The sequence below is a fragment of the Nocardioides sp. OK12 genome, assembly GCF_024341885.1.
GTDB lineage: Bacteria > Actinomycetota > Actinomycetes > Propionibacteriales > Nocardioidaceae > Nocardioides > Nocardioides marinisabuli.
Window position 1 is genome coordinate 650,721 of record NZ_BNET01000001.1, and the last position, 12,681, is coordinate 663,401.

The 12,681-nt window shown below is 72.9% G+C and carries 11 protein-coding genes; 3 read left to right on the top strand and 8 right to left on the bottom strand.

Annotation, left to right across the window (positions count from 1 at the left end):
- Nucleotides 1-261: 261 nt before the first annotated feature.
- The 3 genes from OCU29_RS03225 to OCU29_RS03235 are packed head-to-tail and all read left to right on the top strand — an operon-like array spanning nucleotide 262 to nucleotide 3,879.
- A complete protein-coding gene (locus OCU29_RS03225; protein WP_258016938.1) occupies nucleotides 262-1,254 on the top strand; it encodes an NlpC/P60 family protein in 993 nt (330 codons plus the stop codon).
- Between the two features lie 49 nt (nucleotides 1,255-1,303).
- Entirely contained in the window at nucleotides 1,304-2,536 is a 1,233-nt protein-coding gene (locus OCU29_RS03230; RefSeq protein WP_261818753.1) for a hypothetical protein, read from the top strand.
- Nucleotides 2,533-3,879: a M48 family metalloprotease gene (locus tag OCU29_RS03235; protein ID WP_261818754.1), complete on the top strand. Its 1,347-nt coding sequence runs from the start codon at nucleotides 2,533-2,535 to the stop codon at nucleotides 3,877-3,879. Before OCU29_RS03230 ends, OCU29_RS03235 begins: the two co-directional genes overlap by 4 nt.
- Here OCU29_RS03235 and OCU29_RS19825 read toward each other — a convergent pair.
- The 8 genes from OCU29_RS19825 to cpaB form a co-directional block, all read right to left on the bottom strand.
- On the bottom strand, nucleotides 3,784-3,984 hold the full coding sequence (locus OCU29_RS19825) for a Flp family type IVb pilin (protein WP_368858941.1): 201 nt from the start codon (nucleotides 3,982-3,984) through the stop codon (nucleotides 3,784-3,786). The two genes, OCU29_RS03235 and OCU29_RS19825, sit on opposite strands and share 96 nt — an antisense overlap.
- 146 nt (nucleotides 3,985-4,130) lie before the next feature.
- Nucleotides 4,131-4,784, bottom strand: a complete 654-nt coding sequence (locus OCU29_RS03240; protein WP_261818755.1) for a response regulator transcription factor — start codon at nucleotides 4,782-4,784, stop codon at nucleotides 4,131-4,133.
- Nucleotides 4,781-6,391, bottom strand: a complete 1,611-nt coding sequence (locus OCU29_RS03245) for a sensor histidine kinase (protein WP_261818756.1) — start codon at nucleotides 6,389-6,391, stop codon at nucleotides 4,781-4,783. Before OCU29_RS03245 ends, OCU29_RS03240 begins: the two co-directional genes overlap by 4 nt.
- A 7-nt stretch (nucleotides 6,392-6,398) precedes the next feature.
- Complete coding sequence (locus OCU29_RS03250) at nucleotides 6,399-7,322, bottom strand: type II secretion system F family protein (protein ID WP_261818757.1); 924 nt, start codon at nucleotides 7,320-7,322, stop codon at nucleotides 6,399-6,401.
- A 1-nt stretch (nucleotide 7,323) separates the two neighbouring features.
- A complete protein-coding gene (locus OCU29_RS03255) occupies nucleotides 7,324-9,240 on the bottom strand; it encodes a type II secretion system F family protein (RefSeq protein ID WP_261818758.1) in 1,917 nt (638 codons plus the stop codon).
- A complete protein-coding gene (locus OCU29_RS03260) occupies nucleotides 9,240-10,679 on the bottom strand; it encodes a CpaF family protein (RefSeq protein ID WP_261818759.1) in 1,440 nt (479 codons plus the stop codon). The genes OCU29_RS03255 and OCU29_RS03260 overlap by 1 nt, the downstream gene beginning before the upstream one ends.
- Nucleotides 10,676-11,905: an AAA family ATPase gene (locus OCU29_RS03265; RefSeq protein ID WP_261818760.1), complete on the bottom strand. Its 1,230-nt coding sequence runs from the start codon at nucleotides 11,903-11,905 to the stop codon at nucleotides 10,676-10,678. Before OCU29_RS03265 ends, OCU29_RS03260 begins: the two co-directional genes overlap by 4 nt.
- A gap of 5 nt (nucleotides 11,906-11,910) precedes the next feature.
- Nucleotides 11,911-12,657, bottom strand: coding sequence for a Flp pilus assembly protein CpaB (cpaB, locus tag OCU29_RS03270; RefSeq protein ID WP_179616066.1), 747 nt, complete (start codon nucleotides 12,655-12,657; stop codon nucleotides 11,911-11,913).
- Nucleotides 12,658-12,681 lie beyond the last annotated feature (24 nt).

Consider the following 12,681-nt stretch of genomic DNA (forward strand, 5'->3'; position numbering starts at 1 on the left):
TGGGGTCCCTGTGACGTGAGTGGCTCCTGAGGCGCGCAGATACACCATTTGTGGTTCGACGCGCGCCGCATGATTGGCCTCGGCGCCGTGCAGCGATTACCGTCCGTGGCTGGTGTCCGTGGGAGTGGATCGTCCTGGTCCGCGCGGACACCGCGTCGAGTCCGGGGTGCCCGCACCCCGGAGCCGGGGAACCATCGGTCGTGGGGTCGCACCCTCCTGCTCACCCGGCAGACGTCGATAGCTGAGGGAGACCGCCCACTCGTGCTTCACGGTCACAAGCGCCTGACCACGGCCTTCGCCGGTGCCCTGCTCGTCGGAGCGGTGGCCTTCGTCCCCGCCAGCCCGGCCCTGGCCGAGCCCGACATCGACGACGTGCAGGCACGCGTCGACCGGCTCTACCACGAGGCCGAGCAGGCCTCGGAGCGCCACAACGACGCCCGCATCGAGCTCGAGGAGCTCCAGCGCGAGCTCGACGCCGTGCGCGCCGACCAGGAGCGCCAGGACGAGCAGATGAGCGCGGTCCGCGAGCAGGTGCGCGACTCGATCGTGCGCACCTACCAGGGCCAGAACCTCTCCGCCGTCGGCCGGGTCGTCGTCGCCGACGACCCCAGCGCCTTCCTGGCCCAGATGTCGACCCTGAGCGCCTACGACGGCCTGCAGGACCAGCTCTTCGACACTTACTCCACCGAGGTCAAGGCCCTCGACATCCGTCGTCAGGCGACCGCGGCCCAGGCCGCCGAGCTCGCCGACGTCGAGGCCGAGCTCGCCGAGGAGAAGGCGACCATCGACGAGAAGGTCGACGAGGCCGAGGCGCTGCTCTCGCGCCTGGAGACCGAGGCCCGCGAGGCGGTCGTCTCGCGCGACGCCTCGCGCACCGAGACCGCGCCGGTCTCCGTGCCCGCCTCGGGCCGCGCCGCGGCCGCGGTGCAGTACGCGCTGGCCCAGGTCGGCAAGAGCTACGTCTACGGCGCCGCCGGCCCCAGCTCCTTCGACTGCTCGGGCCTGACGATGATGGCCTGGCGCCAGGCCGGCGTCTCGCTGCCGCACTCCTCCAGCGCCCAGTACGGCGGCGGCACCAAGGTCTCGACCTCGGCGCTGCAGCCCGGCGACCTGGTCTACTACTACAGCCCGATCAGCCACGTCGGCATCTACATCGGCAACGGCCAGATCGTGCACGCCGCCAACCCCAGCACCGGTGTCCAGATCACCGGCGTCCGCTCGATGCCCCTCGTCGGGGCCACCCGACCCGGCTGATCCGCTGGCCAGCACCGCACGCCGAGAGGCCGGTCGCCCACGATGGTGGGTGGTCGGCCTCTCGCTGTCCCTGCTGCTGGTCGTGGTCGGGCTCGCCTGGCGTGCCCTCGACGACCCGTACGTCGCCACGCCCGGCGGCAGCGCGGCCCCGACCGCGCGCCCCGGCCAGGCGGCGCTGGCGCTCGCCGACCTCGAGGCCGCGATCGAGCGCGGTGACGCCGCCGCTGCCGCCGCGCTCGCCCCGAGCGGCGACGCCGACGCGGCGGACCGGCTGCGCGACGTGGTCGAGAACGCCGAGGCCTTGGGCCTCGAGGGCGTCACGCTGCGCTACGTCGACCAGGACGGCGGCACCGACCCGACCGGCGCCTGGCAGGCCGTCGTCGACGTGACCTGGCAGATCGCCGGCTTCGACCCCGCGCCGGCGCGCAGCGAGGTGCTCTTCGCGCTGCGCAACGTCACCGAGCCGACCGGCGACCGGGTCGCCGTCACCGCGGCCGGGATCGCCGGGGGCCGCGCGCCGCTGTGGCTGAGCGACGACCTGCGGGTGCGGCGTACGGACTCACGGGTGGTGGCCGTGGCCGGCAGCCAGCGCGACCTGGCCCGCTACGACCGCCTGGCCCGCCGGGCGCTGCCGGTGGTCCGCGAGGTGCTGCCCGAGGTCGAGCGCCGGCTGGTGGTCGAGGTCCCGCGCACGGCTGCCGGCCTCGACGCCGCGCTCGACGCCGAGGAGGGCACCTACGCCGACATCGCGGCGGTGACGACCAGCCCCGACGGCGAGGTCCGGGAGGCCGGGCCGCTGCACGTGCTGGTCAACCCGTCGGAGGTGGGCCGGCTCAAGCAGGTCGGGGCCCAGGTGGTGATGAGCCACGAGGCGGCGCACGCGCTGAGCGACGCACCGATGAGCCGGGCCCCGCTGTGGCTGGTGGAGGGGTTCGCCGACTACGTGGCCCTGCGCGACGTCGACCTGCCCGACACCGAGGTGGCCGCACAGCTCGCCGAGCAGGTGCAGGAGAACGGGCTGCCCGACGACCTCCCCGGCCCCGCCGAGCTCGGCGTGGGGGCGCCGTACCTCGGGGCGTCGTACGAGGCCGCCTGGCTGGCCACCCGCGAGCTGGCCCGCGCGGGCGGCGAGGACGCGCTCGTCGAGCTCTACCGGTCGGTCGGCGCGGGCGACGACCTCGACGCGGCACTGCGCGACGTCGTCGGCCTCAGCCGTGACGAGCTGGTCGAGCGCTGGCGTGACGCGATGCGCTCGCTCGCCGAGCAGGCGGACGCGGCGTGACCGAGCAGGAGCGGGCCGGCGAGCACCGCGAGGGCGCGCAGACGCGGACGGCGTGGCTGGTGCTGCTGGTCGCGGGGTCCCTCTTCGCGCTGCTGGCCTGGTGGCTGGTGCCCTGGGACCCGGTGCCGGGCGGCCGCCCCGACCCGGTCGACCCGGAGGACTACTTCACCGCCGCCCACATCGCGCGTGCCGAGTCCTTCTCCGACTGGGTGCGCACCTGGAGCCTCTCGTCGCTCGGCCTGTCGCTGTTGGTGGCGGCGGTCGCGGGCTTCACCTCGCTCGGTCGGCGGCTGGTCGCGCGGCTGCCCGGACCCTGGTGGGCGCAGGTGGTGCTCGTCGTGGCGCTGCTCGAGGTGGCCGGCAGGGTGCTCACCCTGCCCTTCGCGGTGCTGGTGCGTCGGCGCGTCCTGGAGGAGGGGCTGTCCACCCAGTCGTGGTGGGGCTTCGCCCGCGACCTCGCGGTCCGCGAGGGGCTGACGGTGGTGGTGACCTCCCTGGGCTTGCTGGCGCTGATGGTCTGCGCGCGGCGCTTCCCGCGGCGCTGGCCCGCGGTGGCCGGGGGAGTGCTCGGCGTGCTCGTGCTCCTCGGCTCGTTCGTCTACCCGCTGCTCGTCGAGCCGCTCTTCAACGACTTCGAGCCGCTCGAGGACGGGTCGCTGCGCAGCAGCGTGCTGGCGCTGGCCGAGGCCGAGGGGGTCGAGGTCGACGAGGTGCTCGTCGCCGACGCGTCACGTCGTACGACGACGCTCAACGCCTACGTCTCCGGCTTCGGCCAGACCCGCCGGGTGGTGCTCTACGACACCCTGGTGCGCGACCTGCCGGAGGACCAGGCTTTGTCGGTGGTGGCCCACGAGCTGGTGCACGCCAAGCACGACGACGTGCTCGTCGGCTCGGTACTGGGCGCGGTGGGGGTGGCGGCCGCGGTGGGCCTGGCCGGGGTGCTGCTGCGCCGGCGTGACGTCCGGCAGGCGGGCACCGTGCCGCTCGTGCTTGCCATGCTGGCGATCGGCACGGTGCTCGCCGCGCCGATCCAGAACGGCATCAGCCGGACCGTGGAGACCCGGGCGGACGTCGAAGCCCTCCGGGCCACGGGGGACCCGGAGGGCTTCATCGAGCTGCAACGTCAACTGGCTGTGCGGTCCCTAAGCGACACGTCGCCTTGGAACCCGTACTGGGTCTGGCACTTCAGCCATCCTCCGGCCGCGTTAAGGCTAGCCCTGGGTGCGGACTGCGCAGGACACAGACCTTTAGCAGCTGGCTCCCTCGCCCTTGATGCAACCCTCAGTCTCGGTGAAGGCGCTAGTCACTGTTCCGCCAAGCAAAAAGACAGCACCGACGACTAGCGCAGCGATACCGGCGACAAGCAGGCCGTACTCGACCGCGGAAGCGCCGCGCTCGTCCATCTTGGCGCGCTGGCCGGCGATCATGGTCATCAGAAACTGAAGCATGTGGTGGTCTCCCTCAAGACACGGTCCCGAACAGGGGGTGGGACCTGATGTTTCAAGGATGCCGAGGAACGACCTGTCGCGGATCGGGAGAAGGTGCGCCGTCGACGTAGTCCGTTCGGACTAGGCCGTGTCGCGGCAGGGCAGCGCTAGCTCGGGTTGCGCTGAACCGAGGACAGCAGCCCGACCCGCATGGCAGTCACAAGGGCCTGGGCCCGGTTGGCCGCGCCGAGCTTCTGGTAGATCTTGGCGATGTGCGACTTCGCCGTCGACTCGCTCATGTAGAGCTTGTCGCCGATGGCCGACGCTCCCAGCCCATCAGCGAGCAGCACCAGCACCTCGTGCTCGCGGTCGGTCAGTCGTGAGGACTCCGCGGCCCCGCGGCGCATCATCGCGCCGACCAGGCCGGAGCAGATGAACGACCGAGGCGAGACCTTGGCGTGGCGGGCGGCCTTGACCACCTCGTCGGAGGGGGCGTCCTTGCCGACGAACCCGGAGGCGCCGGCCTCCATGGCAGCGAAGATCTGGTCGTCGCCGGAGTGCATGGTCAGCACCACCAGCCCGACCTCGGGGTGGTCGCGACGCAGGGCGCGCACGATGTCGAGGCCGGTGCCGTCCTGCAGCTGCAGGTCGGTGACGACGACCTCGGGGCGCTGCTCGGCGAAGAGGGCGAGGGCCTCGGTGACCGAGCCGGCCGTGCCGACGACGGTCATGTCGGCGTGCATCTCGAAGACGCCGCCGAGGCCGTCGCGGATCAGCTGGTGGTCGTCGACCAGCATCACTCTCGTCTGCGACTCGCTCATGTCGTCACCTGGACCTCTCGGGGGGACTCGCTGTCGTGCCCGGGGGTGGGGGCCCGGTGACCGGACGGTACCGCGACCGCCACCCGGAGTCCGCCGCCGGGCGGCTCCTCGATGTCGAGCCGGGCGCCGATCAGGGCGGCCCGCTCGCGCATGATGCCCAGGCCGTAGGAGTCGGCTCGGGCGTCGAGCGGCAGCCCGATGTCGCCGAGGCCGCGTCCGTTGTCGGTCACAGCGATGCTGGCAGCGGGCGCGTTGACGTGGCAGTGCACGCGGATCAGCGTGCACTGGGCGTGCTTGACGGCGTTGTTGAGCGCCTCCTGGGTGATCCGGAACAGCTCGGCCTCGACCTCTCCGCGTAGACGCTGGGACTTCTCGTCGAGGGTGACCTCGATGACCACGCCGGAGAGCTGGCTGAGGTTGCGGGCCAGCGAGCCGATGGCGGCGCCCAGGCTCTCGCTCTCGCCGACGGTGGTGCGCAAGGTGATCACCGAGCGGCGCACCTCGGCGACCACCTCGGTGACCCGCTCGCGCAGCATCGCGAAGCGGTCGGCCTGCTCGGGTGAGGTGGCGCCGGCGGCCAGCGCGTCGACCAGGTAGCCGAGCGAGGCGATCTCCTGCGCCACGCCGTCGTGCATCTCGCGGGAGAGGCGACGGCGCTCGTCGGCGGTGGCGGCGTCACGGAAGGCGGTGAAGAGCAGGGCTGTCTCGAGGTGCACGGTGCTGACCTCGAGCTGCCGGGTCAGCCGACGCACCGTGCGGGGCAGGTCGAGCGCGCCCGGGTCGAGCCGGTCGGAGAAGACCCCGGCGATGATGCCGGGCTGGGGCGAGTCGGGCCGCAACGGGAAGGCGAAGGTCTGGCCGTCGGTCTCGAGCCGCCCGGAACGCTGCGCCAGACGGGCGAGCAGCGCCGTGTGCGTCGAGCCGGAGTCGTCGAGCGTGCGGCTGAGCAAGGGCGTCAGCTCGTCGTCGCCGACGTAGAGCACCAGGTCGGCTGTCGGCAGCTCGTCACGCACCGCGCTGAGGATCGCCCCGCCCAGGCTCCGCGGCTCCAGGCCGGAGCTGAGGCCCTCCGAGAGCTGGTTGAGCTCGTGCAGCAGCTCGCTGGCGTGCCGGTAGGGCAGCAGCGGGTCGGGTTCGCTGAGGGCGGAGCGCAGGAAGGCGGCGATCATCCCCAGACCGAGGCCCATGGTCAGCCAGGTGAAGCCAGCGAGGAGCTCGTCCTGGTTCAGCGACACCTCCGCGCCGCCCAGCATCAGTGCCGCCATGGCGACGACGGTGCCGAGTGCCGTCAGCACGCCCCTGGCGCCGCAGCGCAGCCCCGCCACGAAGGGGGGCGCCGCGAGGGCACCGAGGATGGCCGGGGAGCTGCTGAGTGCGAGCAGGCACGTCACGGTCACCGCTGCCGACTCGACGACGGTCAAGGTGAGGGGGTAGCGCTGGGAGCGGCGCTCGAGGAGGAACAACGCGACCCACAGCGCCCCCAGGACGCCCAGGCCGACGAGCTCTTCCCTCTCGCGGCCCCACAGCAGCGGTCCACCGATCGCCAGCAGCACGAAGGCACGGGCGGCGGCGTTGATGCGCAGGGCCTGGCGGTGGGCTAGGAGCACGGTGGGATCATCCCAGACCGTCCATGATCCCGATGACCGCCGGGCCCATCACCGCCACGAAGAGGCACGGCAGGATGAAGAAGATCAGCGGCACGGTGATCTTCACCGGCACCTGCTGAGCCTTCTCCTCGGCTCGCTGGCGGCGCTTGACGCGCATCTCGCCGGCCTGCACCCGCAGCACCTGGGCGACCGGGATGCCGAACGAGTCCGCCTGCACCATCGCGCTGACGAAGGACCTGAGATCGGCGACGTCCGTGCGGTCGGCCATCGCGCGCAGCGCGGCGGAGCGCCCCTGCCCGATCTGCATCTCGCGCAGCACCCGGGCGAACTCGTCGGCGACCGGCCCCTCGGTGTTGCGGGCCACCTGCTGCACCGCCGCGTCGAAGCCGAGACCCGACTCGACACTGATCGTCATCAGGTCGATGGCGTCGGGCAGGTCCTTGGTGATCCGCTGGGTGCGGTCGTAGGCCTTCTGGTAGAGGTACAGCCCCGGCGCGAGGAAGCCCAGCACCAGTCCCACGACGACCACCACGACGAACGTGGGCGTGGACAGACCGAGCAGCAATCCGAGCACGAGCCCGGCAGCCAGGCCGGCGACGGCGCCGATGACCTTGCCGGAGACGACCCGGTCGACGTCCCAGCCGGCCGGGTTGCCGGCAAGGTCGAGCTTGCGGCGGATCCGGTCGGCGGAGTCGCCACCGGACAGCCGGCGGCCCACGCCCAGAGCACGGGCCTGCAGCGGCTCGAGCACCCGCTCCGAGAACGGACGGTCGACCTCGGTGGTCAGCTCCTTCGGGGCGTCGGTCATCGCCTGCAGGACCGCCAAGGAACGGCCGACCCCGCTCGCCTCGGCGTCGGTGGTGGTCGCGGCTGCGAGCAGCACCAGCGCGGCAGCGACCAGGACGATGCCGAGGAGCAGCAGCACCACCATCTCAGACCTCCACCTTGATCAGCTTGCTCATCCAGAACGCCCCGATCGCCAGCCACAGCCCGGCCCCGAGGAGCATGACGAGGCCGCGTGGGTCGGTGAAGAGGATCATCACGTAGTCGCGCTGTGTCAGGAACAGGTACATCATGAACAGGGGCGGCAGACCGCCGAGCACGTACGCCGACAGCTTGCCCTCGGCGGCCAGCGCGGAGACCTGCCGCTTCATGTAGGCCCGCTCACGCATCGTGCCGGCCACGGTGTCGAGCAGCTCGGCGAGGTTGCCGCCGACCTGGCGCTGGATGCGGATCGCCATGACCACCCACTCGAAGTCCTTGCTGTCGAACCGCTCGGCGACGCCCTCGAGCGCCTCCTCGAGCGTGACGCCCAGCCGGGTCTCGGCCAGCACCCGGCGGAACTCGCCCGCGATCGGCTCCTGCCCCTCGCGCACGACGGTGTCGACCGACTGGCTCAGCGAGAGGCCGGCCGACAACGAGCCGGAGATGAGACCGAGGGTCTCGGGCAGCAGCTCGTCGAACTTCTTGCGCCGCCGCGAGCGGCGTACGCCGAGGTAGAGCCACGGGCCGAGCGCGCCCAGCACCAGCAGCACCAGCGCGACCCCGATCGACCCGCCGCCGAGCAGCAGCCCGAGCAGGCCGGCGCCGACGATGATGCCGACGTGGACCAGCAGCCACTCAGGTGCCTTGAGCTCGCTGCCGGCGGCCTCGAGGCGGGCGGCGATGCGGGCCTCGAGCCCGCGGTTGCGGCGCAGGACCTGGCCGGCGGCCTGCTTGGCCTGGGCGAGCGCCTGCTCGGGGTCGACCCGGGTCGGCGCGGCGACGGGGGTGCCGGGGCGCATCGTGGCGGCGGCGTAGGCGTCGACGCGCTCGGCGGGGCCGGGCGCGGCCTGGCGGCGCGGCACCAGCAGCACGGCGAGAGCGACCAGACCGACGCCGAGGGCGGCCCCGCCCACCCAGATCGTCCAGCCGGGGGCGCTCCAGCCGTTGTCGGTGGCGACCAGGTCGTCGACGCCGGTGCCGCCGGCGACCGACTGGGCCACCGGCACGAACGCCTCGGCGACCACCGGGCCGCCGGGGGAGTCGAGGGTGACACGCACGGTCTGCTCGGTGGAGTCGAGGTCGGCCGGCAGCGCGGCAGTGACCAGCAGCTGGCGCTCGAGCTCCTCGGCCTCGGCGGCGAACGCGGCCGCGAGCGCCTCGCTGGTGGCGGGTACGACGCGGCCGTCGCCGGCGGCGGCCAGCTCGCGCAGCCGCGCGTCGGCACCCTGGAGCGAGATCACGTCGAGGCCGACCTCGGCGGCCGCGACCGCCGCGGCGGCCTCGTCGAGCGGGGTCGCGGTGGTGTCGGCGCCGTCGGAGAGCACCAGCACGGTGCGCTGGCCCTCCGTGCCGGCCAGCTCGACGGCCGCCAGGACGGCCTCGTGCAGGGCGGTGCCGCGGCTCAGGGTCAGCGAGTCGATGACGGCGCGGGCGGCGTCGCGGTCGGCGGTGAGCACCTGGGGGGTGGCGACCTCGCCGGCGAAGGTGACCACGCCGACCAGCACGTCGTCGGGGGCCTGGGCCAGGAAGTCGCGGGCCGCCTGCTGGGCCGCCTCGAACCGCTCACCGGCCATCGAGTTGCTGGTGTCGATCGCGAGCACCGCGCTGCGCTGCACCGTGCCGGCCGACCCGGCCGATCCGGCCGCCTCGGCCCGGGCCGACACGTCCTGGCCGCCGATGGTGACCGCGACCGAGGCCGGGTCGACGTCGGCGCCGGCGGGCACCGAGACCAGCAGCGACACGCCCTCAGCCGTGGGCTCGGCGTACGCGATGCTCGCCCCGCCGCCGGTGCCCGCGGCGGCGGCCGGCCCGGCCCCGAGCAGGACCAGCAGGAGCAGGAGGAGGGGCAGCGACCGGGGGCGCATCAGATCCGGTCCGTGGCGAAGAGCAGCGGGTCGACGGTCACGTTGGCGTAGGCCATCTTCTCGAGGAACTTCGGGCGCAGCCCGGTGGCGCGCAGCCGCCCCAGCGACCGGCCGTCGCGGTCGAAGCCGAGCGAGGAGTCGAAGACGAAGATGTCCTGGAGCGTGATGACGTCGCCCTCCATCCGCTCCACCTCGGTGATGTGGGTGATGCGGCGGGTGCCGTCCTTGAAGCGGGTCTGGTGGACGATCAGGTCGACCGCGGAGGCCACCTGCTCGCGGATCGCACGCACCGGCAGGTCCATGCCGGCCATCAGCACCATCGTCTCCATCCGCGACAGGGTGTCGCGCGGGCCGTTGGAGTGCAGGGTGCAGATGGAGCCGTCGTGGCCGGTGTTCATGGCCTGGAGCATGTCGAGCGCCGAGGCGTCGCGGACCTCACCGACGATGATCCGGTCGGGACGCATCCGCAGGCTGTTCTTGACCAGGTCGCGGATCGAGACCGCACCCTTGCCCTCGATGTTGGCCGGGCGCGACTCCAGGCGCACCACGTGGTCCTGCTTGAGCTGCAGCTCGGCGGCGTCCTCGATGGTCACGATCCGCTCGTCGCCGGGGATGAAGGAGCTGAGCACGTTGAGCGTGGTGGTCTTGCCGGCGCCGGTGGAGCCGGAGACGATCACGTTGAGCCGCCCGCGCACGCAGGCGTCGAGGAAGTCGGCGGTCTGGTCGGACAGCGAGCCGAACCTGATCAGGTCGGCCACGGTCAGCGGGTCGGCGGCGAACTTGCGGATCGTCAGCGCCGAGCCGTCGACGGCCAGCGGCGGCACGACCGCGTTGACGCGGCTGCCGTCGGGCAGCCGGGCGTCGACCATCGGCGAGGACTCGTCGACGCGACGACCGATGCGCGAGACGATCTTGTCGATGGTGCGGCGCAGGTGGTCCTCGTCGGCGAACTTCGCCGCGGCGGGCACCAGCCGGCCGCTCTTCTCCAGCCAGATCGAGTCGTGGCCGTTGACCATCACCTCGGAGACGTCGGGGTCGCGCAGGAACGGCTCGATCGGCCCGTAGCCCAGGATGTCGTCGCTGATCTCCTGCGAGACCCGGTGGCGGTCGCTGCTGGAGAGCGGACGGTCCTGCTTGCCGAGCACCTCCGCCAGCACCGAGCGGACCCGCTGGTCGAGCTCGTCGGTGTCCATGTCGGCGTCGTAGAGGTGCGGGCCGAGCTGCTTGACCAGCTCGACGTGGACGCTGGCCTTGAGCTGCTCGAGCCGGTCGTCCTCGCGCCCGCCCAAGCTGCGCCGGGGCGCGGCGGGGGCCGCCTCCACCGGTGCCGGTACGACGCCGCTGGAGGCACCAGCGCCGGCGCCGGCGCTGTCGGGCAGCTCGGTGGGGTCGAGGTCGGCGCGGCGGGCCGCGGCCAGCCGGTCGGAGAGGCTGCTCATCCTGGTCTCCTCATCCGGAAGCGGGATCGGCCGCGGCCGGTGGCGTCGGGCTGGCCCGGCTGGCCGGCCTGGCCCGCGTCGGCGGACGGCTGCTCGCCGGTGGCGCCGGTGGGCGCGGGCAGGCTGTCGCCCGACAGGGTCGCGGCCAGCGCGCGCAGCGCCGCGCTGCTGGTGTGGTCCGGGGAGTCGACGACGATCGGCACCCCGGAGTTGGTGGAGGCCGCGATCTCGATCGAGGAGCCCACCTGGGTGGCGATCGGCATGCCGAGGATCGCCTCGACCTTCTCGGGGCCGATCCCGACCGCGTCGTCGGCGCGGTTGAGCAGCAGGTGCCGGTGCCCGCGCGCGATGTCGAGCATGTCGAGGGTCTCCAGCGCCACCTTGACGTTCTTGAGCGTGGGCACGTCGAGGGTGGCCACGATGACGCACTCGTCGGTCTCGTCGAGGGCGGTCAGCACCTGCTCGTCGAAGGCCGGCGCGGTGTCGACGACCACGTGGTCGAACGACTCGCGCAGGGTGCGCAGCACCCGGGTGACCAGCGCCGGGGTGACCCGCTCGCGGGCGTCGGGGTGGGCCGGCGCGGCCAGCACCATCAGCGACTGGGCGTGGCGGGTCAGCAGCCCGTCGAGCTGCTCGACGTCGAGGTCCTGCTCCGAGCCGATCGCGTGCTCGATGGAGTGCGTCGGGAAGAGCTGCATGGTGATCGCCACGTCGCCGAAGGCCAGGTCGAGGTCGACCAGGCACACGCGCCGGGCGCCCCCGTCGGAGAGCGCCAGTGCCAGGTTGACCGCCATCGTGGTCTTGCCGACGCCGCCCTTGGGGGAGAAGACGGTGACCACGCGACCGACCTGGTGGGCACCCGCCGGCCCGCGCAGGGCGACGTGCAGCTCGTGGGCCCGCCCGACCGACGACGCGAGCCCGGGCAGGTCGCCCTCGGGCACCACGTCGCGGGCACCCGCCTGCATCGCCCGGGTCAGCACGCCGGTGTCGAGCTCGGAGCGCACCAGCACCACGCTGACGGTGGGGCGGGTGGTGCGCAGGTCCTCGCAGACCTTCAGCGCGTCGTCGAGGTCGAGGTGGGGGCCCAGGACGACGACGTACTCGTCGGGGTGCAGGTCGAGCCAGGCACGCATGCGCTCGACCGAGTCGACGCCCTGGCTGCCGGGGGGCAGGACGTCGAGCAGGGCGGTGATCACTGCGTCCTCGGTGTCGGCGACGACAGGCACGGCACTCAGCCCTGGAAGAGGTTCTGCGGGGTGGTGGGCGGCGCGACCTTGACCTTGGAGTCCTCGGTGAGCAGCGCGAAGGACAGCTCGCCCTGGCTCTGGCCGAGCAGCACCCGCTGCATCTGGGGCTGGCTGACCGAGAGCGTGATCAGGGTGCGGGGCAGGGTCTCGGCGACCTGCTCGCCGTCCTGGCCCTCGGTGGTGGTCGTGGTGGTGATCGGGGTGGTCGAGCCGACGGCGATCACCGTGACCCGGGTCAGCAGCACCCGGCTGTAGGGCTGGCCGGTGGTGGCGTCGGTGCCGTTGACGAAGACCGCGACCTCGGAGCCGGGGTTGACGAAGCCGGCGACGCGGGCGGGGTCGGTGAGGTTGATCGACATGGCCATGTCGCCCTCGTCGGGGATCTGCAGGCGGGTCTCCTCGACCGCGCTGGCGCCCAGCTTCTGCGGCACGACCTGCTCACCGGGGTAGATCGTGGTCATCGCGACCGACTGCTCGACCCCCTCGGTGGTGGTCAGCGCGCCGGGCAGCAGCTGCCCGCGGGCGACCGGCTCGAGGGCCAGCTTGCCGCCGGCCGCGGCGGTCGCGACGCTCTCGCCGCGCTCGATCTGCTGGGTGACCACCAGGACCTCGGTGGTCTCGTACGCGTCGCGGGCGCGGTTGTCGGCCCCCTGCGCGTAGACCAGCACCAGCACGGTGCCCAGCGCTGCGACGAGCGCAGCGGCGATGAGCAGTACTCGTCGACGATCCATCAGTGCATTCCTCCCCGTTGACGG